Genomic DNA, 25,077 nt, shown 5'->3' on the forward strand with positions numbered 1-25,077 from the left:
CCGGTCGCCGACCCCAAGACGGCTGAGGTCACCGGGCCGGCTCCCGTCCCCGCGAAGCAGTACAGATGGGCAGCGAAGGCGCCCAGTGTGGTGGCTGGCAAGCCCGTCACGGTCTACGTCGCGGCTTCGTTGGAGACCGAGCGGAGTGCGGTCCGGACGGTTCGGCTCGGGATGATCGGCGGGTTGCCGATTCTCCTTGTTCTGGTGGGTTTCCTGACCTGGCTGGTCGCGCATCGCTCGCTGCGCCCGGTCGCCGAGGCGGTCGAGCGGCAACGCAGATTCGTCGCCGACGCCTCCCATGAACTCCGCAATCCGATCGCCTCGCTCCGCACCCAACTCGAGATCGCCGTCGAGCACCCACAGTTGCTGGACCTCGAAGGCATGGTCGACGACACTGTCCGCTTGCAGTCCCTCGCGGCAGACCTACTCCTGCTCGCAAGACTCGACGCGGAGCCGGAGACTCCGGCCGACACGCCGGTCGACCTCGTCGCGGTGGTCCGCGAGGCGGCGGGGGCCGGCGTGGAGGTGGCCGGTCCTGGCGTTGAGGTCGAGACGCCGCCAGAGCTGATGGTCGGTGGATCGGGGAAGCAGTTGGGGCGGGCGGTCGAGAACCTGGTGGCGAACGCCCGGCGTCATGCGGCCGGCGAGGTGCGGGTTGTGGTCCGGCGGGAGGGGTCGTCGGCTTTGGTGGAGGTGATTGACGATGGGCCGGGCGTACCGGCGTACGAGCGGGAGCGGATCTTCGAGCGCTTCGTCCGGCTCGACGACGCCCGCAGCCGCGACGAAGGCGGAGCCGGCCTCGGCCTCGCCATCGCCCGCGAGATCGCCCGCCATCACCGCGGCACGCTCACAGTCCACGACAACCCCACCGGCGGAGCGCTCTTCCGCCTGACGCTGCCCGCCAGAGTCAGCGGCGGCGGCGTGGGAGGGCGGGGAGCTCAGTAGCGTCGAGCCAGACGGCGAAGAGGGCTAGTACGTCGTTCTGGTCTTCGGTGAAGGTGCAGGCGAGGGCGATGAAGTCCTCCGTGGTGACCGAACCGTGCCGGTGGGTCCGCGTCCAGGTGCGTAGTAGCTCGAAGAACGCCTCGTCGCCCAGCTGCAGGCGCAGTACGTGCAGGGTGATCGCACCGCGCTTGTAGAGCCGGTCGTCGAACATGAGGTCCGGTCCCGGGTCGGAGAGCAGCAGGTCCTCGTCCAGCCCGCGCAACCGGCTATAGGCCTTGGAGACCTGCTGGGACGCCGTCAGCCCGCCGGACTCCTCCGACCACAGCCACTCGGCGTAGCAGGCGAACCCCTCGTTCAGCCAGATGTCCTGCCACCTGGACGGCGTCAGGCTGTTGCCGAACCACTGGTGGGCTAGCTCATGTGCCACCAGCCGCTCAGCGCCGCGGCGGCCGTCCACGTGGTTGCTGCCGAACACGGAGATGCCCTGCGCCTCCAGCGGGATCTCCAGCGGGTCATCCGTCACCACTACCGTGTAGCTGCCGAACGGGTACGGGCCGAACAGCTTGATGAACAGCCGCATCATGTCCTGCTGCCGTCCGAAGTCCGAGCGGAAGTCACGCATCTGCGACGAGGGCAGTACGCCACGCATGGTCACCGGAGACGTGGCCAGCTCCAGTACGTCGTACCGGCCGATCTGTACGGTCGCCAGGTACGTCGCCATCGGGGCAGCCTGGTCGAACACCCAGCTGGTCCGGCTGGCCTTGGTACGGCGCGAGACGAGCCGCCCGTTCGCCACCACGTGGTACGGCGAATCGGTGGTGATCGTGATCCGGTAGTGCGCCTTGTCGCTGGGGTGGTCGTTGCAGGGGAACCAGGTCGCCGCGCCGCTCGGCTGGCTCGCGACGATCACGCCCTCGGTCAACTCCTCCCAGCCGAGCTCACCCCAGGGGCTGTCGACTGGGGCCGGGTTGCCGGAGTACTGGACGTCTACGACGAACTCGGAGCCCTCGGAGAGCGCAGGGGACGGCCAGATGTGCAGCTTGCCGTTACGGTGCGCGTACCGGCCGGCACGGCGGCCGTTGACGAGCACTTTCGCCACCCGGAGCCCGGTGAGGTCGAAGCTCACCCGGGACAGCGCCTGGGTCGCCACGGCCGTGATGGTGGCTTTGCCGCTCAGGCGGTTGCTGTTGAGCCGGTAGTCGAGGTCCAGCTCGTACGACTCGACCTTGTAGCCACCGTTGCCGTGGGTCGGTACATAGGGGTCACCGGCGCTGTCCTCACCCGGTTGGCCCTTGTCACGGGCAACCATCAACCCTGCCAGGGCGCGATCGGATTGCCGGCCCAGCGGGACCCGGCCGGAACGCTCTCTCCGCGCATCACCAGAGACACCGGACCGATCGTAGCGCCTTCGCCGATCGATGCAGCGGGGAGGATGATGCCGTGCGGCCCAAGGGTTGACCCATCCCCGAAGGTTACGGTGCTCATGGACATCACGCGATCGTGAAACAGATGCGTCTGGAGTACACAGCCGCGGTTGACCGTGACGCCGTCGCCGAGTGTGATCAAGTCGGCCTCGGGCAACCAGTACGTCTCGCACCAGACGCCCTTGCCGATCTTGGCGCCGAGGGTACGCAGCCAGAGCGCCAGGACCGGCGTACCGGCGGCGGCGTTCGCGAACCACGGAGCGGCGACCATCTCCACGAAGGTGTCCACCACCTCGTTGCGCCAAACAAAACTGCTCCACAGCGGGTACTCGACCGCCCGCGTCCGGCCGACGATGACCCATTTCGAGACGGTCGCCATCGCGCCGGCCACGGCTCCCGCGACGAGCATCACGGCGCCGGACAGCAGGATCGTCGGCACCGGTCCGAGCCACAGGTCCAGGCCCTGCAGGGCGAACAGCACGCCGAGTGCGATCAGTACCGTGCACATCATCGGGACGAACCGGCACAGCTCGACGGCGGCGCGGGCGAACTTGAGGCGCAGTGGCGGGTTGAAGGTGCGGCTCTGGTCACCGTCGACGGCCTGCCGGCGCAGCTTCACCGGCGGGCTGCCGAGCCACGACGTACCGGCCTTGGACTTCTTCGGAGCCGCCGAGAGGACAGCGACCAGGCCGTTCTTCGGGACGGAGCGGCCGGGTGCGGTCATCCCCGAGTTGCCGAGGAAGGCCCGCTTGCCGACCTTGGCACCGGCCACGTGCAGCCAGCCGCCGCCCAGCTCGTACGACGCGATCATGGTGTCGTCGGCCAGGAACGCGCCCTCACCGACGGTGGTCATCTTGGGGAGCAGCAAGACCGTCGAGGCCTCGACGTCGCGGCCGATCTTGGCGCCGAGCGCGCGGAGCCACCAAGGTGTCAGCAGGCTTGCGTACAGGGGGAAGAGGAGGGTGCGGGCCGAATCGAGCAGTCGCTCGGTCGCCCACACCTGCCAGCCGATGCGGCTGCGGACCGGGTAGTGGCCGGGCTTGATGCCGATGCCGAGCAGTCTGACGATGACCACGGTCAGCAGAGCGAGAGTGATGAAGCCGAGGAGGGTCATCAAGGGGATCGCATACAGCGCGTGCAGTGCGGCGTCTCCGAGGGACGTGGTGCCGGTGACGGCGTTGCGGAGTACGAGAATCGCAACGACCGCCGCGCCGAGGGGCAGTAGCGACATGAAGGCGGATGCGGCGCCGTACGCGAGCACCCATAGCGGTGCGCGGGCCGGGCGCTCCTCCGGCCAGGGGTGCCTGGCCTTGCCGACCCTGCTCGCGGGGGAGCCAGACCAGCGCTCGGCTGCCGGGACCCTGCCCGAGACTGCCGAGCCTGCGGCGATCTCCGCGTTGCGGCCGATCTCTGCGCCCGGCAGGAGAGTACTGCGGGAGCCGACGACCGCCTCGGCGCCGACGGTGACCGTACCGACGTGCAGCCGGTCTCCGTCGATCCAGTAGCCGGATAGGTCGACCTCTGGTTCGATCGACGCGCCACGGCCCATCGTGAACATGCCGGTGACGGGTGGGAGGGTGTGGAGGTCCACGCCCTTGCCGATCTTCGCGCCCAGAGCCCTTGCGTAATAGGCGATCCAGGGCGCGCCGGCCAGGTTGGCGGCGCCTGCTGCGTCTGCCAGGTTCTCTGCTGCCCACAGGCGGACGTGTACGTTCCCGCCGCGCGGGTAGATGCCGGGCTTCAGTCCTCTGAGCAGGATGCGAGCGCCGACGACAGCGATGCCCATGCGGCCGGCAGGCGTGATCAGGATCAGCCAGCCCACCAGGATCCACCACCACGAGACAGTGCGCATCCACGGGTGCGGGCCGTCGGTCAGTGCCAGCAGGTTGTTAAGGGTGAAGAGCCAGACCAGCCAGCGGACGCCGACCACTGTCTGCAGGATCAGCGTCAGCGCGGTCTGGAGGAGCTGGGTGCCTGGTGGGGTCAGCCGGACCTCGCGGATCTCCACGGGAACGGTGGATGCCTTGAAGTCGTCGAGGCGGTCGGCGAGTGCGCCTAGTCGGGGGTACTCGTAGATGTCGCCGACAGTGACCTCGGCGTACTTCTCCCTGAGCTTCGAGACCAGCTGTGCCGCGGCAAGGCTGCCACCACCGTGCAGGAAGAAGTCGTTGTCGGCCCCGGTGACCGTTGCTCCCAGTACCTGCGTCCAGCGCTCCGCTAGCCAGCCTGCTGTCCCGTCGAGCTCAGCGGGTGGGCCGTCGGTGTCCATGCCGGGCAGTGGCCAGGGCAGTGCGTTGCGGTCGACCTTGCCGGAGGTCCTGGTCGGCAGAGTGTCCGTGATGGCCAGTAGCGGGACCAGGGCGGCTGGGAGGGCCTCCCTTAGTCGCTCGGTGGCAGCTTTCTGGTCAAAGGTCTCGGGGTCGTCCGGTACGACATATCCGACGAGTAGCTGGTTACCGGCTGCGCTGGCCCGTACTGCGGCTGCTGCGCCGCTGACTCCGGGTAGTGCCTGCAGGGCCGCGTCCACCTCGCCCAGCTCGATCCGGCGGCCACCGAGCTTGATCTGCTCGTCGGCCCGGCCCATGAACACCAGGCCCTCGGACTCGTTGCGGACCAGGTCGCCACTGCGGTACGCGCGATCCCAGCCGAGCGACGGCATCGGGGCGAACTTCTCCGCGTCCTTCGCCGGGTCGAGGTAGCGGGCCAGCCCGACCCCGCCGATGATCAGCTCGCCAGTACCGCCTTCTGCTACCTCGTTGCCTTCGCTGTCGACTACTGCGAGATCCCAGCCGTCCAGGGGGAGGCCGATGCGTACCGGGCCTTCGCCGGTCAGTTGGGCTCCACACGCGACGACGGTCGCTTCGGTGGGGCCGTAGGTGTTCCAGACCTCGCGGTCCGGGGTGGCGAGGCGCTCGGCCAGCTCGGGCGGGCAGGCCTCGCCACCGAAGATCAGTAGGCGCACGTTGTCGAGTGCATCCGACGGCCAGAGGGCGGCGAGCGTCGGGACGGTCGACACGATGGTGATGCCTTGCGCGACCAGCCAGGGGCCGAGGTCCATACCGCTGCGCACCAGCGAACGGGGTGCGGGGACGAGGCACGCGCCGTACCGCCAGGCGAGCCACATCTCCTCGCAGGAGGCGTCGAATGCGACGGACAGGCCGGCCAGCACGCGGTCCTCGGGGCCGATCGGTTCCTTCTGCAGGAACATCCGCGCCTCGGCGTCGACGAAGGCGGCTGCTGATCGGTGGGTGACGGCTACACCCTTGGGTACGCCGGTCGAGCCCGACGTGAAGATGATCCAGGCGTCGTCGTCCGGTGAGGGGCCGTCACCGCGGGAGGTTGGTCCCGCGGGCGCAGTACCGTCCGAGTCCATCCGGGCGGAGTACGGGAAGTCGTAGCCGCCGTCCGCTGCTTCCGCGGGGTCTGTGGTTGGCGCCGGTGCGGGCCTGGTCGAGGTGATCTCGAGGTCGTCGGTGACGATCGCTGCGACCTGCGCCTCTCCGAACACCAGCTCGGCGCGCTCCTCCGGGTCATCCGCGTCGACCGGCACGTACGCCGCGCCGGCCTGCAGACTCCCGAGAATCGCGACATACAGATCGTTGTGCCCCGACGAGATCCGCACGCCGACCCGGTCACCCGGCCCGATCCCGAGATCCGTCAACCGCCGGGCGAACTTGGTCACCTGCCCGAGCAGTTCGCGATAACTCAAACTCACACTGCCGTCATCCAGCGCCGGCTCATCCGGAAAACCCACAGCACTGGCCTGCAGCACATCAACCAGAGTCCGCTCGGGCGGAGCGCTGTCCCCCCGTCGCAAAGTCACGGCCGAAGAATACGCCGCCCAGTTGTCCACCCCACCAACGCAACACCAACATATGAACGCAATACAGCGCTCCCACACGTGTTGCTCGGCCGGCGGGGTGACTTGGTCTACCTGATTTGGGATTGGCTGGCGGCGTAGGTGTTGCAGGCTTTGGTTTCGCCTACGTTGAGGCCGTTGACGATCCAGTAGCCCTGGCTGGTGGCCAGGCCGTGGGTTCGTTCGTTTTCCGGGGTTTTGGGGGTTTCGCCGAAGCTGTTGCTGGCCTGGAACTCGAACTCCTTGAGGCGCGCGGTGAACGGGTACGACTTCTCGATCGCGCGGCTGAAGACGCCGGCGAAGCAGGAGGCCTGGAGTTCGTTGCGGCGGGAGCTTTCGAGTTTCTCGTCGGGGTGGTCGGCGAGGTAGGCCTGGCGGGCGTAGAAGAGGTCGGAGACGCTCTGGACGTGGTGGCCGTACTCGTGGGCGATCGTCATCAGGTAGGCGAGGTCCTCTTTCGGGCCGAACGCCTTGTTCATCTGCTGTACGTCGGTGTACATCACGTGGTTGCCGAAGCAGTAGAACGCCAGCACCCGCCCGGACAGCGGCGCGAAGTGGCCGCAGGGGCTGTCGACGGGCTGGTCGAAGACGACCAGGCCGGGGTCGGGCTCGTGCTTGCCCATCTTGGCGAAGGCGGGACGCCAGGCGTCGTTCAGGCACTTGAAGAGCTTCTCGTAGTAGACCTTCTGCGCGGCCAGGCTGCCGTCGCCGAGGTCCTCGGCCTTGCAGTCCAGCTCGCCGAGCCCACCGACCTTGTAGATGGGCGCGTTCAGCAGGTACTCCTCAGCAGACCCCTTGGGCGCGTTGCTCTTGGCAGTCGGTACCACCGAAGGCCCACTGCTGATCTGCGGACCACCACCGCCGGCAGCCGAGCTGTTGCCGCCGGTGAGCAGTACGCCGACCACGCTCAGCGCGATCCCCAGGAACGCGACACTGAAGAACCCGATCAGCACCAGCCGGATAGCGCTACCCCGCCGCCGCGGCGGCTGGAACCCGTTGAACTGCCCAGGCCCAGGCCCGTAGTACGGCTGCCCGTACGGAGGCTGCCCATACTGCTGCGGGTACTGCGCAACCGGCGGCGGCAGTACGCCCGGAGGCGGTCCCACCCGGTCCTGGGGGCGGCCGCCGTACCCGTACGGGGTGCTCACGTGTCGTTCCCCTTCAGCTCGATGTGGGAGTTCGCTGGTCGAACCGGCACGAGACTACTCTCGACCCATGTCACTGAAGAGCCGCCTCTTGCCGGCCGCCCTGCTCGTGTCTCTGACAGTGCCCATGGTTGCTCTCGGCACGTTGCCCGCGCACGCCGCGGACGACCAGATCACCGGGTACGCCGCGGAGGCGTCACTGACCGGCGACGGCGTCCTCAAGGTCAAGGAGACGGTCGATCTGACCGCAGGCGGCGACACCTTCGCCCGCACCCTGACCACCCGGGTCCGTGCCAACGCGACCGAGGACCGCACCTACGAGCTGCGCAACGTCTCGGCCACCGTGAACGGCCAGCCCGCGCAGGGCTTCGAGGACAAGAGCGTCGACGACGGCCGCCGGATCAGCGTCAAGGTGTCCGGTCAGGCCGAAGTCGTCTACAGCTACGAGGTCGGCAACGTGGTCGCCGACTCGATCGAGGGCCGCGAGGTGAGCTGGCCGATCGTCCAGGGCTTCGGCACCAGCATCCCGAAGGCCACCATCTCGGTCAGCGTCCCGTTCGCGAGCTGGGTGACCTGCATCGCCGGCCGGGTCGGCTCGAGCATGCCCTGTACTTCCTCCCAGCTGGCCGAGTCGGCCGCACTGGAGATCGAGCAGAACGGCGTACCGGCGGGTGGCCACCTGACCTTCCTCACCGGCCTGAGCGACCAGGCGACGGTGAAGCCCAACGCGGAGTTCAAGACCCGGTGGAGTCTGGGCAACGCGTTCACGCTCGACAAGTCGACGATCGGCCTGAGCGTGCTGCTCCTCGGCCTCGGCGTACTGGGTGCGGCGGCACTGTGGTTCCTGCGCGGCCGTGACGCGGGCAAGGTCGGCCCTGGTGCGCCAGAGCGGCCGGTGCTCGACGGGGCAGACGGACCGCAGTTCGCGGCGCCGGACGGGATCCGGCCGGGCCAGGTCGGCACTGTGGTGGACGAGACGGCCGACGTCGTCGACATCACCGCGACGCTGCTGGACCTTGCCGTGCGCAACTACTTGACGATCGTGGAGCTGCCACGCGAGACGCACTTCGGCAAGCTGGACTGGGAGCTGCGCCGGCTCAATGCGGGCGGCCCGGAGCTGCTGCCGTACGAGAAGGCCTTGCTGGACGCGGTGTTCGCCGAAGGGGAGACCGTCCAGGTGTCCGCGCTCGGACACGGACTGCGGTCGCGGCTCAACCTGGTCCGCGAGCAGCTGTACGCCGATGTCGTCACGCAGGGCTGGTTCGCGAGCCGGCCGGACGCCGTGCGCAACCGGTGGACCACAGCTGGACTAGTCCTGTTGGGTGCCGGGGTGGTGCTGACCATCGTGCTCGCCATCGCCACGAAGTACGGGCTGGTCGGCTTCGCGGTGATGCTGGCCGGGCTGGCGCTGACACTGGTCGGTCAAGTCGCTCCGGCGCGCACTGCTCGCGGTGCCGCGGTACTGGGCCGAGTTGCCGGGCTGCAGCAGTACCTGACCAACGAGACGTCCGCGGACCTGCCGCAGAGCCACCGGCTGGAGTTCGCCTCGCGCTGCCTGCCGTACGCCGCTGTGCTCGGCCTGACCGAGAAGTGGGCGCTGGAGATCGCAGCGACCGACGATGACGACGACCCGGACGCCGGCATCGGGTGGTACTCCGGTCCGGAGAACTGGCACTTGTCCGACATCGGTGAGTCGCTGTCGAACTTTGTCACCGCGTTCGGCGGCCACCTGTCGACGGCACGCCGGCTCTTCTGAGCCGGCGCACCGCCGCGGTGATCAGTTGGTGAGTGCTGTCTTCGCTGTGAAGGTGTTGCACCTGGACGGTCCCTTGGTGTTGAAGCCAAGGAGCGACCAGTAGTTGTTGTTCAGCTTGGCGCCGTGGTCGCGGATGCGCGGCCGGGAGAACTCGTCGCCGGTGTTGGCGACCAGTACCTTCCAGGTGTTGAGCAACGGACCGCGGAGCGGGATGTAGGCGCCTGCCGCACCCAGGTACGCCGAGCCGAAGCAGGAGGCCTGCAACTCGCGGCGGCGGCTCTCGGCGAGCTGTGCGGCCGGGCTGGACGCGTTGACCTGGCGGGAGAGCGAGGCCGCGTAGATGCCGGCCAGCTTCTGCACGTGGTGGCCGTACTCGTGGGCGATCGTGGTCATCATCCACACGCGACCGGAGATCGGGTTGCGCTTGTAGTAGTTCAGCCCGACGGCGTACGGCATGTAGATGGTCTCGTTGGTGCCGCAGTAGAAGGCGCGGGTGCCCTTCTCCGCGCCGCAGACGGTCTTCATCGGGCCGACGAAGACGACCAGCTTCGGCGCGCGGTACGGCAGGCTCGCCTTCTTCATCGCCAGCCACCAGGTGCGGTTCATGCACGGCACGATCAGGTTGTAGTACGCCTTGGCGCCGGCGAACGTGTTCGGGAGCACCTTCGGCTCGAGGCACTGCGTGGGAGTAAGCGCGCCGACCTTGCTGTATAGCCGGCTGGTGGTGACGATCTCGTCGACCGTGGGCGGTCCGCCCGGGGTGGCCGAGGCGCTGGTGCTCGGCGTGGCGGACGGGGTCGCCGAGGGCGTCTCCGAAGGCGCCGCCGTCGGGGTGTCCACCGCGGCGGGTGTGTTGTCGTCGCCGGTGTTCCGGAGCGCGAGCGTGACGCCTGAGCCCACAATGAGCACGGCGAGCACGACAAGACCGATCAGCAACCCTTTGGAGGCACGGCGAGGCTTCCGCCGGCGGCCCGGGCCCGGCGGTTGCGGGATCGGAATCGGCGGGTACTGCCAAGTCTGCGGCTGCTGCACCGGCTGCCCAAACCCCTGCAACCCCTCAGGCGGCACACCGCCCGGCGGCGGTCCAGCGTGCCGCGCACGAGGCTGCTGCCCTTGGCCGGGGGTGGGCTGGCTGGGGCCCGTGGGGCGGCGGGGTGGGGTGGCGCCTGGTTGGGAGTAGGGCGGGAGGTTCCAGGTGAGGTTGTTCTGGCGTGAGCCGGGTGGGCCCACCAATGGGGTCGGCTCGCCGGGTGGGGCGGGCTGGAGGTACTCCTTCTGCTTCTCGGTGGACTCGGTCCACCACAGGGGCGACTGGCCATCCCTGCGGGCAGGCCCCTTGGCCGGTTCGGTGGGCTGTTCGCCCTCCGGATCCGGCTCGTTCGGGTTCCGCCCAGGGGGTGGAGTCCAGTTGTCCGACATCGATACTCCTCACGAAACCTTGCCGGCCGTAGCCGTGAACGTGTTGCAGCTGACGCTGTCCAGCGTGGTGAAGCCGCGCCCGGTCCAGTACTGGTGACTGGCCCGCGCGCCGTGGTCCCGCGGCCCGCCGCGGAAGTTCTCGTCCCCGGTCTGCCCTTGGACGTACTTCTGGTAGATCGTCAGGTCCAGACCGGTGATCCCGTAACTGCTCTGGTTCGCTCCGGCGAAGACCGCACTCAGACAGGATGCCTGGAGTTCGAGTCGCCGGCTCAGTTCCAGCCGCGCGTCCTGGTCCGGAGCGTCGTACTGGAGCTGCCGGGCGGCCGTCAGGATGCCGGTGAGCTGCTGCACGTGGTGCGCGTACTCGTGCCCGGCCGTGTAGGTCGCCCACATCCGCGTGAACGCCCGGTTGGCGGCGTCCGGCGAGCGGCTCCAGAGCTTGATGTCGTCGGTGTACTTCAGGTAGAGCGTCTCACTCGTCCCGCAGTAGAACGACACCGTCGACCCGGCCGCGCACGGCGTCTGGGTCACACCGGTCCAGAAGACCAGCCGCGGCGCCGCGAACGTGTCTTTGGCGGCCTGGACCTTCGGCGCCCACGCCTTGCTCAGGCAGGCGACGACGTTCGAGTAGTACAGCTTGACGTTGGCCTGCTTGCTCAACGGGACCGGCGGCTCCTGGCAGCCGACCGTCTTCTGCGGCCCGGTCGCGTAGAGCGCATCGGCGGTCACGGTTCTGGTTGCAGCCTGTGACTGCGGAGTACCGGCGGTGCTGTCGTCCGGCGTACCGAGCGGCGCCGCGCGGCCGGCACCAGGCTCCGGGGCCGCAGCAGACGAGTCGCTCTCGCGGAGTGCGAGAGCGACCGTCACCACGAGTACCGCCACTCCACCGAGCATGAGCATGCTGAGGAGCAGCCCGGTCTGGCGTCTCCGCGGCTGTGGCCCCCCATGCCGGAAGTGCTGGTCGCCGCCGAGGTCGGGTCCCATCCGACCGGCGGCTGTGCTTCGCCGAATGCTGCACTGCGGTAAAGCGGTATCGAGCCGTCAGGCAGGGCAGCCGGCGGCGCGTGCGGCCCTGGTGGCTCGCTCCATTCCTGGTCAGACACGCTCGTTCCTCATCCCCCCGGGACACACAGGGCGTGATCCGGGGGACCAGGCTAACCATCAAGACCGCTATCCGTCTCCATATCGGTACAGCGGAGTTCTCCTATGACTCTCAGTTATGACACCTTCGCGCCGGAGGCCGTGTACGTGTTGCAGGCGGCCGGGCTGCGGCTGTTGTAGCCCTTGAGCGCCCAGTACTTGTGGTTGGCCGTGCTGCCGTGGTCGTGCCGCCGGTCGATGGTGTCCCCGATCAGCCACTTCCACTGCCGCATCGACTCACCAGTGAGGGGGTAGCTGCGCTTGTTGGCCGAGATGAAGATGTCGCTGAAGCAGGACGCCTGCAGCTCGAGCCGGCGGCTGCCCTGCAGCTCAGCGGCCTGGTTCGGCGCTTCGTAGCGCAGGTTCCAGCTGGCCTGGAAGATGCCGGTCAGGGTCTGCACGTGGTGGCCGTACTCGTGGGCGAACTGGTGCAGCATCCACATCCGGGCCCAGACCCGGTTGTAGACCGACGGGTCCTGGTTGTAGTCGCCGATGTCCTCGGACAGGTTCATGTAGATGGTCTGGTTGGTCGGGCAGTAGAACGGCGGCCCGGTGTCGGACATGCTGCCGCAGGGCGACTCGACCGTGCCGGAGAACGACAGGACCGTCGGCGGCCGGAACTTGGCCCCGGCCTTCACGACCAGGGCGGGCCAGGCGCGGTTGAGGCATCTGGCCAGGTTCGCGTAGTTGGCCCGGGCGCCGGCAACGGTCGACGGGCGGGCCTTGGACTCCTTGCAGTTGACCGAGCCCATCGTGCCGGCCTTGTAGAGCTTGTTGCGGGCAACGATGTCCAGGTCGCTCGGCTCCGGCTTGGGCTTCACCCGGGGCGCGGTCGGCCGCGGCGCCGGCGGCTTCACCGGCGGCTTGACCACCGGTGGCTTGGCAGTCACAACAGGCCGCGTCGGCTTCACGCTGGGCGGCTGCGCCGACGGTGCCTCGGTCGGCTCGGCCGTCGGGCTGTAGGTCGTCGTCGGGTACGGAATACCGGTATAGGAAGGATCGTGGTGCTTCAGAGCGCCAGACAGGGCAGCGATCCCAGCAGTGCCGAGTACTGCGATGCCCAGGATGATCAGCAGCGCCTTGCCCGCCCCGCCCTTCTTCTTGGGCGGCAAGCTGGTCTGGGGTCCCCACCCGTACTGCTGCTGCGGCGGCCACTGCCCGTACGCCGGCGGGGGTGGCGGCTGCTGGGGGTACGGCGGCTGCGGTGGGTACTGCCCAGAGGGCGGCTGGTAGGACACGAAGGCTGACGCTATCGGAGCCCTGGCTCAGACCCGGTATGGTGCGGTCTGCAACCAGTGCAGTTCCGCCCCGGCCGGCCGGCCGCAAGGCTCTGACCCTCTCGATACGGTGTGATTGGGCGATGCGTAGACGTCTGCTCGGGGTACCTCTGTGTGCCCTCGGTTTCCTGGCTCTGACCGGCGTACCAGCCGGCGCGACGACTACCGCCGACCCGGTCGTCACCAGCTTCAACAGCACCATCAGGGTCGAGCGCGACGGCACGCTGAAGGTCGTCGAGGTCTGGAAGCTGAGCAACGTGACCGGGACCTTCACCCGGTTCGTGGTCACTCGTGAGCACCTCGCCGACGACGTCGACCACGTGCAGAAGATCGAGGACCTGCAGGTCAAGTCCGGTGGCGCGGAGAAGAACAAGGAACTCACCACCACCGGCGACATCAGCTCGATCGCGGTCGCCGACCTGTCCGGCGGCGACACCGAGCTCGAGTTCGACTACACCGTCAAGGGCGCGGTCGCGGAGACGCTGAACGGCACCGAGGTGCAGTTCTCGCCGCTGACCGGGCTGGCGATGACCGTGCAGGACGCGAACATCGTCTACAGCACGCCCGAGGTCAGCCACGTCTCCTGCTTCGCCGGCGCGATCGACAGCAACTTCCCGTGCACGCTGGCGCAGATCGGCGAGACGTCCGGCCCGACCTTCAAGCAGACCGGGCTGCCGCCGGGCAACACGATCCGGATGACGGTCGGCTTCCCCAAGGGCCAGATCGCGGCCAACTCGATCGTGGAGTACCGCAAGACCTTCAAGCGGGCGTTCTCGACCGACACGGCCCAGCTGATCACCGCGCTCGCGGTCCTGCTGCTCGGCGCGCTCGCGTTGCTGCTGCTGTACCGGTTGCGCGGCCGGGATCAGGTGGACCCGCGCCGCGTTGTACCGGCGTCGTTGTTCAGCCTCGGCCAGGACACCCGGATCGACTTCACCCCGCCGGCCGATCTGCGGCCCGGCGAGGTCGGCACCCTGATCGACGAGCGGATCGACCCGGTCGACGTCACCGCGACCATCATCGACCTCGCCGTCCGTGGGCACCTCACGATCACCGAGCTGGAGCACGAGAGCGAGTTCTCCCGGCCGGACTGGGAACTGCGCCGGGTCAAGAACGCGCCGGCCGAGGAACTGCAGCGGTACGAGAACGTCCTGGTCCGCGCGATCTTCGGCGACAACGACTCGGTGCTCGTCTCCGAGCTCGGCCGCCAGGTCCGCGCGAACCTCGGCCAGGTCCAGGACGCCCTGTACGACGGGGTCGTGAAGCGCGGCTGGTTCACCGAGCGCCCGGACCGGACCCGCTCGCTGTGGGCCACCATCGGCATCGTCACGACCGCGATCGGGGTCGTGCTGACCGTCATCCTCGCCCTCACCTCGACGTGGGGCCTGGTCGGCATCGCCATCACCGCGGTCGGTGTCGGCCTGCTCGTCATCGGCCGTCACATGCCGGCGAAGGCACCTGCCGCCGGTCGCGTCCTCGGCCAGGTCGCGGCCATCCGTGGCGAGCTGCTGGAGATGGACGTCAGCGAGCTGCCGACCGACCAGCACGCCGAGCTCTGCTCCCGCGCCCTCCCGTACGCCGTCGTCCTGGGCGGCTCGGAGCGCTGGATCGACGCCCTGGTCGCGACGGACTCGGACGAGGACGAAGACGAGGGCTTCCACTGGTACCGCGGGCCGCGGGGCTGGCACCTGCAGTACCTGCCCGACTCGCTCCGCAACCTCACCACGAACCTCACCGGGGCGCTCTTCACCCGCTGAGCAATACAACGGAACCGCCCGTACGCCGCCCCCGGCATACGGGCGGTTCCTGTCTGTGGGGTGTTACCAGTTGGCCTGGTGGGTCTTCGGTGGCAGTCGCTTGGCCGCCGGGTGGATCACGTAGACGATCCCGCCCGAGTGCGGGATCCAAGCGTTCTCGAAGGCTGCCCGGTTGTAAACAGTCCGGACCTCGTCGTTGCTCTTGATCAGGTGCGACGCCGGGTCGTTGACCACCACGTCGCCGTTCTTCGCGAAGCCGACGATGACCATCAGGTGGCCGTTGGTGCCGTAGCCGGCGCCGGGCAGTTCGTCCTTCTCGAAGGAGAGCGACGCGACCAGTGGGATGCCGGCCTTGATGAACTGCTCGGCCTCGGTCAGCGAGCGCAGCCGGGTGACGAAGGCGTCGAGCCCGCGCGTCCCGGCGTACGCCGTGTTGAAGGGCCAGTTGCCGGCACCGTCGTACTTGTAGTCGAAGACCGACCTGGCCGAGTGATCGACCTGTGGATCGGGATCGGTCGGGTCCACCCAGGCTGTCTCGGCCTTGGTCGGTCCACGCCGGTAGTAGTCGAGCACCATCGCAGTGGACGTCGCAGAGCACCAGGCCTCGCCACCGTTGTCCCACTGCGGGTAGTGGCCGATGTGTGTCTCTTGCGAGTACGTCGGTACGTCGAGTACGCGACCCCAGGCGCCACCACCCCGGCTGACGGGGACTGTCTCGTCGGCGGGCAGTCGGGAGGCCATGGCGCCTACCGACTGGAGTACGGGGACTTTCGTAGTACCGGCTAGGCGGTAGAGGGTGACCTTGAGGCGCCAGCGGTCCAGGGAGCGGCCTGCGCCGGCTACGAAGGTGTCGACCGAGACTGTGCCGGTGGTGTCCTTCTGGCCGCTCACCGAGGTGCGGTGGATGTCCCCGGCGGCAGTGTCGTCGCCGCGGTTCCAGCGGCCGAGCACGTACCACTTAGTAGTGGTGCCCTCGTCGGAGCGGCCCGACATGGCGACCTCGAGCCAGGTCCCGGCTGGGGTGGTCGCGTTCCAGGAGGCGACGAGCTCGGTCAGGCCGTAGTCGGTCCGCACTTCGGGGGAGACCCAGGTGGCCTGCTCGTAGGCCTTGGCGGTGCCGTCGCCGAACGGATCGACGTACGACGTGGTGCCGGTGGCGGAAGCGAAGCGCAGGGAGCCGTTGACGACGGTGGTCCCAGCGCGGGTGCCTTGGAGGAAGTCGGCGGACGACGTCCACGTGCGGTAGGTGATCTCACGCTGATGGGGCGGTGCGGCCAGGCTCGGTCCAGCGGTCAGACTGAGCGTGACCACGCCGGTGATCAGCGCGGCAAGGGGGCGGGCGGCGGTCATGTTTCCGACGGTAGACCCGCGCACGCCCGCTGTCGCGGTGAACGCGTGCCGCGATGTGTCGCTATTCGGTTATTTTATTACCTGCCCGCTCAGCGGGCCTGCCACTCGTCCGCGAGCAGCGCGTAGACCAGCTCGTCGGTCCACTCGCCCTTGAGGAACTCGTTGCGCACGAAATGCGCCTCCAGCCGCATCCCGAGCCGCTCGAGCAGCTTGGCCGAGCCGGTGTTGCGGTGGTCGAGGCGGCCGATGATCCGGTGCCAGCCGAGCTCCTCGAAGCCGAGCCGGAGCAACTCGACCGACGCCTCGCGGGCATACCCCTGGCCGTGGAAGCCGGGCTGGAAGACGAAGCCGAGCTCACCGGTCCGCTGCTCGGCCTGGTGGACGAACAGCGTCACCTCGCCGACGTGCTGGCCGGTCTCCCGCAGGATCACCGCGACGGTGAGCGCTTGTCCGTCGGTGTCCATCGGTACGTCGGCCAGCCGGCCGGCGAGGGATTGCCGGACCTGCTCGGGCGTCTTCGGGTCGTACAGCAGGAACCTGGTGACATCCGGGCTGGACTGCAGCTTCAGCAGGTCGTCGTAGTCGGTCTCGAGGTAGCGGCGAAGCGTCAGGCGGTCGGTCTCGATCGGCAGTTCATAGGTCACCGGTCGAGACTATGAAACCGCTGCAACTCGATTTAGCCGTTGGCGAGCGCTACCAGCCGGGACTGGTCGCCGTTGAAGTGGTCCTGGTCGAGCGGGGACGAGGTCCACTGCCAGAAGGTGTAGTACGGCCAGCCGCCCGGCAGGGTGCCGGGGGAGCTGTTGTACCGGGCTACCCAGAGCGGGTTGGTGGAGCTGAAGGCGGTGCTGTTGCCCGTGCACTGGGTCCACCAGTCCAGGTTGGTGTAGATGACCGCGTCGCGACCGGTACGGGACTTGTAGGTGTTGAGGAAGTCGCGGATCCAATTGACCATCGAGGCCTGGCTCAGTCCGTAGCAAGTGGCGCCGTACGGGTTGTACTCGATGTCGAGCGCACCCGGCAGGGTCCGGCCGTCGCGCGACCAGGCGCCGCCACGGTCGACGAAGTAGTTGGCCTGGTTGGCTCCGCTGGAGTCGTTCGGGGTGGCGAAGTGGTAGGCGCCGCGGATCATCCCTACGTTGTAGGACCCGTTGTACTGCTGCGCGAAGTACGGGTTGGAGTAGTAGTTGCCTTCGGTGGCCTTGCTGTAGGCGAACCGCTTGCCCTGGTTCCACCAGCTGGCCCAGTCGACGTTGCCCTGGTGGCTGGAGACGTCGATGCCTTCCACTACTGCCGCGGGCGCGGCCTGGGTGGATCGGCTGGCTGTAGTGGGTGCGAGCCAGCCCATGTAGGCGTCACCGGCTTTGGTGATGCCGTGCTGGCGGGCAGTGGGTGTCGGCTGGTGAGCAGCGGGTTGGGCGGCGGCGCCAAGCGGGGCCAAGAGCAGGCCGAGGGTGGCGGCGGCACCCGTGAGGACGGATTTCACGAGGAACCTCCACGGAGAGCGATGAGGGCGGAACAGAGCGCTCACTGAGCGACGCTACGCCGCTGCTCGGCGGAAAGTAACTAGTTCGGAGAATCAGTTGTGGCTATTTGACGACGATCGAAGGGACAGCCTGTGGAGAATTGTCAAGAGCACTGCCTGATCACCGTTACCCTTGATCGGTGACACTTCGCTTGTATGACACCGCGACAGCAGCAGTGAGGGATTTCGAGCCGGTCCAGCCGGGCAAGGTCGGGATCTACCACTGTGGGCTGACGGTGCAGGGTGCCCCGCACGTCGGGCACATCTACAAGGAGATCGTGTTCGACGTGCTCCGGCGCTGGCTGGAGCGCTCCGGCTACGACGTCACCGTGATCGCGAACGTCACCGACATCGACGACAAGATCCTGGCCAAGTCGGCCGAGCGGAACGTGCCCTGGTGGGCGCACGCCTACGAGTTCGAGCGCGAACTGCACTGGGCGTACGACGTACTGGGCTGCCGTCCGCCGACCTACGAGCCGCGGGCCACCGGGCACATCCCGGAGATGGTCGTGATGATCGAGGAGCTGATCGCACGCGGGCACGCGTACGCCGCGACCGACGGCTCCGGCGACGTGTACTTCGACGTGAAGTCCTGGCCGTCGTACGGCGAACTGTCGCACCAGCGGATCGACGACATGGACCCGGCCGAGGACGCCGACCCGCGCGGCAAGCGCGACGTCCGCGACTTCGCGCTCTGGAAGGGCTACACCGAGGGCACCCCGCGCACCGCCTCGTGGCCGACCCCGTGGGGCGACGGCCGGCCGGGCTGGCACCTGGAGTGCTCCGCGATGGCCGGCAAGTACCTCGGCACCGAGTTCGACATCCACGGCGGTGGCCTCGACCTGCGCTTCCCGCACCACGAGAACGAGCTGGCCCAGTCCAAGGCGGTCGGGCAGAAGTTCGCCCGCTTCTGGATGCACAGCGCGCTCGTCACCGCGGCCGGCGAGAAGATGTCCAAGTCGCTCGGCAACGGCGCGATCGTGCGCAACGTGGTCGAGCAGGTGCGGCCGATCGAGCTGCGCTACTACCTGGTCAGCTCGCACTACCGCTCGGTGGTCGAGTTCTCGATGGCCGCGCTCGAGGAGTCCGCGACGAGCTTCCAGCGGATCGAGGGGTACATCGATCGCGCGACCGAAGTGACCGGTGGGGTCTCACCGGCCGCCGAGGTGCCGCAGGCGTTCGCCGACGCGATGGACGACGACCTCGGGACACCGGCCGCCGTTGCGGTGCTGCACAACACGGTGCGGGACGGCAACAAGCTGGTCGCCGACGGCGATTCTCCTGCCCTGCAAGAGAATCTGGCCTCGGTGCGAGCCATGCTCGGCGTGCTGGGCCTGGACCCGCTGGCCGAGCCGTGGGCCTCGCGGGCCGTCGGCGGCGAGGAGCTCACCGAGGTGGTGGACGGCTTGGTGAAGGCGCTGCTGGAGCAGCGGCAGGCCGCCCGCGAACGTAAGGACTATGCCGCGTCGGACGACATCCGCGACGGGCTCAAGGCGCTGGGCGTCATCGTCGAGGACACCCCACAGGGTGCCCGCTGGACGATCGCGCAGCCCGAATCAACCGAAGGAAACTGAAGTGCCAGGCAGTAGTCAACGCAAGGGTGCGATCCGCAAGAAGCGCGGCAACCCGACCGCCGGATCGGGCGGCCGGGTCCGGCAGGGTCTCGAAGGCAGAGGCCCGACGCCGAAGGCGGTCGACCGCACCAAGCACCCAGCGCACAAGCGGGCGAAGGCCAAGGAGCGCGCCGAGAAGCGCACCAGCGGCCGGCGTACCGACCGCAAGGACACCGAGGCGACCGTCGAGTGGGTCTACGGCCGCAACCCGGTGGTCGAGGCGCTCCGCGCGGGCGTCCCGATCAACGCGTTGTACGTTGCCGAGGGCACCGAACGTGACGCCAGGCTGCGGGAGGCTTTGCTGATCGCGACCGAGCACGGCATCTCGCTGCTCGAAGTACCGCGGATCGAGATGGACCGGCTGACCAGCCACGGCGCCCACCAGGGCCTCGCGGTCCAGATCCCGCCGTACGAGTACGCCCACCCGGACGACCTGCTGTCCCGGGCGTACGACGCCGGCCAGGTCCCGCTGATCGTCGCCCTCGACGGCGTGACGGACCCCCGCAACCTGGGCGCCATCACCCGTTCCGCGGCAGCTTTCGGCGCGCACGGCGTACTGGTCCCCGAGCGTCGCACAGCCTCGATGACCGCCTCCGCATGGAAAACCTCCGCCGGCGCCGCAGCCCGCATCCCGGTCGCCCGGGCCACCAACCTCAACCGAGCCCTCAAGTCCTACAAGGACGCAGGCCTGTTGATCATCGGCCTGGACATGGGCGGCGAGGTAGAGCTCCCCGACCTGGTAGCCGCCACCGAGCCGATCGTCCTGGTAGTCGGCTCCGAAGGCAAAGGCCTGGCCCGCCTGGTCCGCGAAAACTGCGACCTCATCGTCTCCATCCCGATGACGTCCGCCACCGAATCCCTCAACGCCGGCATAGCCACCGGCGTAGCCCTCTACGAAATCTCCCGCCGCCGCGGCTGATCCACCACTCGCCATCCATGGCGACGTCGAACACCAAACGGCGACCTTGAACAAGAAATAACGTGTTCAAGGTCGCCGTTTGGTGTTCAAGCTGACAACGCCTGTACGCCGAGCAGGCGGCGGAGACGCGTGGCGGTCGCCCGGGGGTGGTCGAGGTCGGCCCAGCTGATGCGGGCGAAGGTGTAGCCCTCTTCACGGAGACGGTCTTCGCGCCACTTCTCGGCGACCAATGCCTTGGAGCTCTCGTACTTCAGGGCACCGTCGAACTCGACGATGAGGTGGTCGAGCAGCAGGAAATCGACTCGTGCGAGCAGCCGTCCGGCTGAATCGTGGATCTCCACCTGGGCTCTGGGGGTGGGCAGACCTTCGTTGGCCATCAGGACCCGGAGCCGGGACTCGCCCACCGACTCGCTCGTTCCATCGGCGAAGGCGACCGCGGCACGGGCAGCCGGCGATCCGGGCGAGTGCTCGAGGTGGTCCACCATCCTGGTCAACTGTTCGGACGTCACCAATCCGGCCCGCAACGCGGCATCCGCCAGCACCACACCGACCTCGTACGAAGAAGTACAGGCCGTCTCGACGATCGCCCTGGCCGGCGCGGTGACACGCAAACCGGCGATCTCGCTGACCTCATCTGTCGCGAGCACCGTCCGATGGACCTGAATCGAACGGTCGGATCGGGCCCGCCCCGCGGTCCTCGTCACGTGGACCTTGCTGTGGTCCAGCCCCCAGCTCGGGAGCCCATGGAACAAAGTGGCCGACTGGTGGCTGATCACCACCCCGCCATTCAGCCGCCCCACCACAGCTCGCGCCATCAGAGTGTGCAACCGCTCGGTACGAGCCCAAGGCGACTCATCCTCGGGCCAGTCGCCGGGTTCGTAGTACACATCCCGGCACAGCCGTCTCCACCGCCCGTGCTTGAGCCGAAGCCGGACCTCACTGTCGGTGTACGCCGCCTCCAGCGCGTCGGCCCGGCTGAACCACCCACCCCGCTCACGCACCACCCGCTGCAATTTCCTGTTCACACCACAGAAGATGCCGCCATCCCCACCGCATCCGACCTTGACTTTCCCCTTGTGGATAACCGCATCTAGCGACCTTGAACACCAAGCGGCGACCTTGAACATGAAATAGCTTGTTCAAGGTCGCCGTTTGGTGTTCAAGCACTCCAGGGGAGGAAGGTCAGTAGACGTTGACGTTGTAGGTGGAGAGGGCTTCGGGGACTGGTTGGAAGTAGGTGGTGCCGCCGGAGGTGCAGTTGCCGGAGCCGCCGGAGGTCAGGCCTAGGGCGGTGGTGCCGGAGAAGAGGGCGCCGCCGGAGTCGCCGCCTTCGGCGCAGACGTTGGTTTGGATCAGGCCGGTGACGGTGCCTTCGGCGTAGTTGACGGTGGCGTTGACGCCGGTGACGGTGCCGGTGTGGACCTGGGTGGTGCTGCCGCTGCGGGTGACCGACTGGCCGACCGTGGCGTCGCCGGCTGAGGTGATCTCCTGGAAGGAGCCGTTATAGAGGTCGACGTTGCCGGGCGGTTCCGGCGTACCGGCCGGGTACTTCACCAGGGCGTAGTCGTTGCCGGGGAAGCTTGAGCCCTGGGTGTCGCCGACCGTCTGGGTGTGGGCGCCGTCGGCGTACCAGGTGGCCGCGATGTTGCCGCAGTGGCCGGCGGTCAGGAAGTAGTACGAGCTGCCGTCGGTGACGTTGAAGCCGAGCGAGCAGCGGTACTGGCCGCCGTAGATGGCGTCGCCGCCGCTGAGGAACTTGCTGAGCTTGCCGGGCAGCTTCTCGACCTTGACCTTGCCGCCGAACTGCTTGGTGACGCCGGTCAGCGCCGCCAGCTTCGATCCGGTGACAGTGTCGTCGTACGAGACGGTGACGACACCCGTCTTGGCGTCAGTCACCCAGGCGGTACCCGGGATCGACGCGTCACGCGTCAGAGTCGCGCTGATCGCCGCCGGACCGGGTGGCGCGGCGGTGGCCGAGGTGGCCAGCAGAGAGGTGGTGGCGACGAGGCCGGCGGTTGCCAGCACTGCCGCAGTACGGGATATGCGCATAGTCAGTCTCCTCACGATGAGGACGCATTCGGGGGCGGACGCGTCCTAGACCTAACCGCTGCAAGACTTACCACCGCATATCTGTCCGTACCCGGATAACTCCAGAAGGTGAGGGACATCCCTCATCTGGCCGAGCCGATGTTATGTGCGTGCCTAACGCGGGAGTTATGGCAAACGCCCCCTGCCGCACGCGGCAGGGGGCGCTTGGAACCGACGATCAGTAGACGCTCACGCCATAACGGCTGAGGGCCTCGGTGACGGGCTGGAAGTACGTGGTGCCGCCGGAGGAGCAGTTGCCGCTGCCGCCGGAGGTCAGGCCCAGTGCAACGGTGCCGGCGAACAGTGCGCCACCGGAGTCGCCACCCTCGGCGCAGACGGTGGTGCGGATCAGGCCGGTGACGGTGCCCTCGGCGTAGTTCACCGTGGCGTTGACGGCGGTGACCGAACCACTGTGTACGCCGGTGGTGCTACCGCTGCGCTTGACGGCCTGGCCGACCGTCGCATTCCCGGCGGAGGTGATGTCCTGGGTCGTCCCGTTGTAGAGGTCGACGTTGCCAGGGTGGTTGGTGTACGAGGTGGAGTACTTGACGATCGCGTAGTCGTTGCCCGGGAAGCTCGACCCGTAGGTCGTGCCCAGCAGCGTCGTCTTGGCGGAGTTCGCGTACCAGGAGGACGCGATGTTGCCGCAGTGGCCGGCGGTCAGGAAGTAGTACGTGCTGCCGCTACGGACGTTGAAGCCCAGGGAGCAGCGGTATTGGCCGCCGTAGATGGCGTCACCGCCACTGATGTACTTGGTCAGCTTGCCTGGCAGCTTCTCCAGGGTGATCCGGCTACCGAACTGCTTGGTGACACCGGTCAGTGCCGCGAACTTCGAGCCGGTGACGGTGGGGTCGTACGAGACGATGATCCGGCCGTCCGGCTGGGTGCTCCAGGCGGTGCCCGGGATGGATGCGTCCTTGCTCAAGGTCGCGGTGATGGCGCTTGCCGACAACGTCGAGACGGGGGCGGGTGCGGCCGAAGCCTGGGTGGCGAGCAGTCCTGCTGCTGCCAGACCTACGGAACCGAGTACTGCGGTGATACGGGCGAACTTCACGGTCAGCCTCCTCGTGGGGTGAGGACGCGCTCGGGGCGGGAGCGTCCTTGATCCAACCGTGATCTGTTCTACCCGAAACTGTCACAAAGTACCCGGCCCAACCCGGAGCGTAAGGGTTTACCTCCGCCGCGCCCCTTGCATACCCTCAGGGGCCGCGTGGTAACGCAGTGTGCTCGTCAGTGACTGCCGGCCGTCCACCAGCCGCGCGTGATCCACGTCGACAGCAGCGTCGTCGCCGTCCACGGTCACCGTCATCACGCCGTTTTCGAACCACGGCCCGTACGCCGTACGCCAGCTCGCCGCGACGTCGCGCACCCCGGCCGATCGCGACAGCCTGTGCAGGATGCGGGTCATCCCGCGGCTGTCCAGCAGCTTGTTGGCCAGCCTGATATGCCAACCGACGGGGTTGCGGAACGGCGACATGGTGAGCTGGCGGATCGCCGTACCGGGGTGTTCGACGTCCGTCAGCGACGCCTCGGCCAGGTAGCTGCAGTGCACGTCACCGGACAGCATCAGGATCGAGCTGGGCGGGTTCTCCGACTGGACCAGCTCACCGAGCAGATCGGTCAGATCGTCGAACGAGTTGCGGAACGACGCCCAGTGCTCCAGATCCATGCCCTGCCGGATCTTCTCGCCGAGCCGCGAACCGAGCCGACCCCAGGCCCCCGACGAGATCGCCTCGTCCCAGCCCTCCAGATGATGCAGCCCGGGCGCCAGCAAGAACGGCAGCGTCGAGGCGAGCAACAGATGGTTGATCGGCTGCGTCGCGCCGATCGTGTGCCGCCGCACCCATTCCCACTCGTGCGCGTCGACCATCGCCCGCCCGCCCGGCTGTAGTTGCCGTGAGCAACGAGAATCGACGGCCAGCAGCCGGACCCCGCGAGAGCGCGCGCCGAAGTCGCGGTAGAAACTCCAGCGGGTCGACGCCGGGTCCTCGTCCGCCTCCCAGGCGAAGGCGTCGAGGTAGGAGCTGCGTTCGTCCTCGTCGTCCAGCCCGCGCATCGCGGCGTACGTCGGATCCTTCTCGAGCTGCTCCGGCGACAGGTTGCCGAGGTGCTGGTAGACCCAGTACGACGCGTACGCCCCGACCACCCGATCGTGCCACCACGGCTGCGCGGTGACCCAGCGGCGCCAGGTCAGCGAGGTGTTCCAGTCGTCGCGCAGATCGTGGTCGTCGAGCAGCATGCATAGCGGCACGGTCGAGAACAGCCACCGGACGGCCGGGTGCAGCCAGGCGTCGTCGTACAGCCAGGTGTACTCCTCGAAGTTGCCGATCTCGTCGGCCACCTCGGACCCCTGCCGGCCACCGTGCGCCGCCCGCAACTTCGCCAGTACGGCGTCCGACGGGTCGTCGGCATAGACCTGATCGCCCAGCAGCAGCACCGCGTCGGGCCACTCGGCCTCACCCGACGACATCCGCCCGGCCAGCGCCACCAGAGCGTCCGGCCCGAAATCCTTGAATCCCTGCTCGTCGAACGGCGCCGACCGCCGGCACGACCCGAAGGTCAGCCGGAAGGTGCCGTCGGCCCGCGGTGTGCGGATCACGCTCGGCCCGTAGGGACTCTCCTCCAGCGGCCACGCCTTCACGCCGTCCAGGTGCACCTCGTACGGCGTAGCGCTGGCCGGCTGCAGCCCTTCGATCAGCACCAGTGCGTAGTGATGGCCGTGCACCGACCAGGTCTGGGCCCGGTGCCCCAGTACCTCGACCTCGCCCGCCGCGGTGGTCTCCACCCAGACGGTTGCGCGTGTCTCGTCGACGTACCGGAGCAGCGGACCCAGCTTCAGTTGCATTCAAACGACGCTACC

18 protein-coding genes are annotated in these 25,077 nt (G+C 68.1%); 5 read left to right on the forward strand and 13 right to left on the reverse strand.

What is annotated here, in order from left to right; all coding sequences use genetic code 11:
* Positions 1–171: 171 nt before the first annotated feature.
* Positions 172–945 carry a sensor histidine kinase gene (locus ABD768_RS43165; RefSeq protein ID WP_425558458.1) on the forward strand — a complete coding sequence of 258 codons (774 nt, stop codon included), beginning with the start codon at positions 172–174 and terminating at the stop codon, positions 943–945.
* Here ABD768_RS43165 and ABD768_RS28610 read toward each other — a convergent pair.
* The 3 genes from ABD768_RS28610 to ABD768_RS28620 form a co-directional block, all read right to left on the reverse strand.
* Positions 908–2,254: a M1 family metallopeptidase gene (locus ABD768_RS28610; RefSeq protein ID WP_343969724.1), complete on the reverse strand. Its 1,347-nt coding sequence runs from the start codon at positions 2,252–2,254 to the stop codon at positions 908–910. The two genes, ABD768_RS43165 and ABD768_RS28610, sit on opposite strands and share 38 nt — an antisense overlap.
* Complete coding sequence (locus tag ABD768_RS28615) at positions 2,254–6,192, reverse strand: Pls/PosA family non-ribosomal peptide synthetase (protein WP_344845742.1); 3,939 nt, start codon at positions 6,190–6,192, stop codon at positions 2,254–2,256. The genes ABD768_RS28610 and ABD768_RS28615 overlap by 1 nt, the downstream gene beginning before the upstream one ends.
* A 107-nt stretch (positions 6,193–6,299) precedes the next feature.
* On the reverse strand, positions 6,300–7,376 hold the full coding sequence (locus tag ABD768_RS28620) for a neutral zinc metallopeptidase (protein ID WP_343969718.1): 1,077 nt from the start codon (positions 7,374–7,376) through the stop codon (positions 6,300–6,302).
* A 67-nt stretch (positions 7,377–7,443) separates the two neighbouring features.
* Between ABD768_RS28620 and ABD768_RS28625 the strand changes: the two genes are divergently transcribed.
* Positions 7,444–9,129, forward strand: coding sequence for a DUF2207 domain-containing protein (locus tag ABD768_RS28625; protein WP_344845743.1), 1,686 nt, complete (start codon positions 7,444–7,446; stop codon positions 9,127–9,129).
* Between the two features lie 21 nt (positions 9,130–9,150).
* On the opposite strand, the gene ABD768_RS28630 is transcribed toward ABD768_RS28625, so the two are convergent.
* The 3 genes from ABD768_RS28630 to ABD768_RS28640 form a co-directional block, all read right to left on the reverse strand.
* Positions 9,151–10,548 (reverse strand): neutral zinc metallopeptidase, encoded by a 1,398-nt coding sequence (locus tag ABD768_RS28630; protein ID WP_344845744.1) that lies wholly within the window; start codon positions 10,546–10,548, stop codon positions 9,151–9,153.
* A 9-nt stretch (positions 10,549–10,557) separates the two neighbouring features.
* Entirely contained in the window at positions 10,558–11,430 is an 873-nt protein-coding gene (locus ABD768_RS28635; RefSeq protein ID WP_344845746.1) for a neutral zinc metallopeptidase, read from the reverse strand.
* Positions 11,431–11,765: 335 nt separating this feature from the next.
* Positions 11,766–12,926 (reverse strand): neutral zinc metallopeptidase, encoded by a 1,161-nt coding sequence (locus ABD768_RS28640; RefSeq protein ID WP_344845749.1) that lies wholly within the window; start codon positions 12,924–12,926, stop codon positions 11,766–11,768.
* A gap of 122 nt (positions 12,927–13,048) precedes the next feature.
* Between ABD768_RS28640 and ABD768_RS28645 the strand changes: the two genes are divergently transcribed.
* The gene (locus ABD768_RS28645) at positions 13,049–14,722 is read left to right on the forward strand and encodes a DUF2207 domain-containing protein (RefSeq protein WP_344845751.1); all 1,674 of its coding nucleotides are present in this window, start codon (positions 13,049–13,051) and stop codon (positions 14,720–14,722) included.
* Between the two features lie 63 nt (positions 14,723–14,785).
* On the opposite strand, the gene ABD768_RS28650 is transcribed toward ABD768_RS28645, so the two are convergent.
* From ABD768_RS28650 to ABD768_RS28660, 3 genes are all read right to left on the reverse strand, one after another.
* A complete protein-coding gene (locus ABD768_RS28650; protein WP_344845753.1) occupies positions 14,786–16,072 on the reverse strand; it encodes a C39 family peptidase in 1,287 nt (428 codons plus the stop codon).
* A gap of 89 nt (positions 16,073–16,161) precedes the next feature.
* On the reverse strand, positions 16,162–16,716 hold the full coding sequence (locus ABD768_RS28655) for a GNAT family N-acetyltransferase (protein ID WP_344845755.1): 555 nt from the start codon (positions 16,714–16,716) through the stop codon (positions 16,162–16,164).
* Positions 16,717–16,748: 32 nt separating this feature from the next.
* Positions 16,749–17,558, reverse strand: a complete 810-nt coding sequence (locus ABD768_RS28660) for a lysozyme (RefSeq protein WP_343969696.1) — start codon at positions 17,556–17,558, stop codon at positions 16,749–16,751.
* 179 nt (positions 17,559–17,737) lie between these two features.
* Here ABD768_RS28660 and cysS point away from each other — a divergent pair, with 179 nt between their 5' ends.
* Together cysS and rlmB are read left to right on the forward strand one after the other, a co-directional pair.
* Positions 17,738–19,171 carry a cysteine--tRNA ligase gene (gene cysS, locus ABD768_RS28665; protein ID WP_344845757.1) on the forward strand — a complete coding sequence of 478 codons (1,434 nt, stop codon included), beginning with the start codon at positions 17,738–17,740 and terminating at the stop codon, positions 19,169–19,171.
* A gap of 1 nt (position 19,172) precedes the next feature.
* Positions 19,173–20,129 carry a 23S rRNA (guanosine(2251)-2'-O)-methyltransferase RlmB gene (rlmB, locus tag ABD768_RS28670; protein WP_343969690.1) on the forward strand — a complete coding sequence of 319 codons (957 nt, stop codon included), beginning with the start codon at positions 19,173–19,175 and terminating at the stop codon, positions 20,127–20,129.
* 86 nt (positions 20,130–20,215) lie between these two features.
* On the opposite strand, the gene ABD768_RS28675 is transcribed toward rlmB, so the two are convergent.
* From ABD768_RS28675 to ABD768_RS28690, 4 genes are all read right to left on the reverse strand, one after another.
* Entirely contained in the window at positions 20,216–21,154 is a 939-nt protein-coding gene (locus tag ABD768_RS28675) for a type IV toxin-antitoxin system AbiEi family antitoxin domain-containing protein (RefSeq protein ID WP_344845760.1), read from the reverse strand.
* Positions 21,155–21,311: 157 nt separating this feature from the next.
* A complete protein-coding gene (locus ABD768_RS28680; protein ID WP_344845762.1) occupies positions 21,312–22,178 on the reverse strand; it encodes a S1 family peptidase in 867 nt (288 codons plus the stop codon).
* 217 nt (positions 22,179–22,395) lie between these two features.
* Positions 22,396–23,271 carry a S1 family peptidase gene (locus tag ABD768_RS28685; RefSeq protein ID WP_343969678.1) on the reverse strand — a complete coding sequence of 292 codons (876 nt, stop codon included), beginning with the start codon at positions 23,269–23,271 and terminating at the stop codon, positions 22,396–22,398.
* 117 nt (positions 23,272–23,388) lie between these two features.
* On the reverse strand, positions 23,389–25,062 hold the full coding sequence (locus ABD768_RS28690) for a DUF7800 domain-containing protein (RefSeq protein WP_344845764.1): 1,674 nt from the start codon (positions 25,060–25,062) through the stop codon (positions 23,389–23,391).
* Positions 25,063–25,077 lie beyond the last annotated feature (15 nt).

The organism is Kribbella ginsengisoli (assembly GCF_039537185.1).
GTDB classification, from domain to species: domain Bacteria; phylum Actinomycetota; class Actinomycetes; order Propionibacteriales; family Kribbellaceae; genus Kribbella; species Kribbella koreensis.

Bases quoted from the DNA above. Each gene is read 5' to 3' on its own strand.
- ABD768_RS43165 (WP_425558458.1), top strand. From the start codon at position 172: ATGATCGGCGGGTTGCCGATTCTCCTTGTTCTGGTGGGTTTCCTGACC.
- ABD768_RS28610 (WP_343969724.1), bottom strand. From the start codon at position 2,254: ATGGTTGCCCGTGACAAGGGCCAACCGGGTGAGGACAGCGCCGGTGAC.
- ABD768_RS28625 (WP_344845743.1), top strand. From the start codon at position 7,444: ATGTCACTGAAGAGCCGCCTCTTGCCGGCCGCCCTGCTCGTGTCTCTG.
- ABD768_RS28630 (WP_344845744.1), bottom strand. From the start codon at position 10,548: ATGTCGGACAACTGGACTCCACCCCCTGGGCGGAACCCGAACGAGCCG.
- ABD768_RS28645 (WP_344845751.1), top strand. From the start codon at position 13,049: ATGCGTAGACGTCTGCTCGGGGTACCTCTGTGTGCCCTCGGTTTCCTG.
- ABD768_RS28650 (WP_344845753.1), bottom strand. From the start codon at position 16,072: ATGACCGCCGCCCGCCCCCTTGCCGCGCTGATCACCGGCGTGGTCACG.
- ABD768_RS28680 (WP_344845762.1), bottom strand. From the start codon at position 22,178: ATGCGCATATCCCGTACTGCGGCAGTGCTGGCAACCGCCGGCCTCGTC.
- ABD768_RS28690 (WP_344845764.1), bottom strand. From the start codon at position 25,062: ATGCAACTGAAGCTGGGTCCGCTGCTCCGGTACGTCGACGAGACACGC.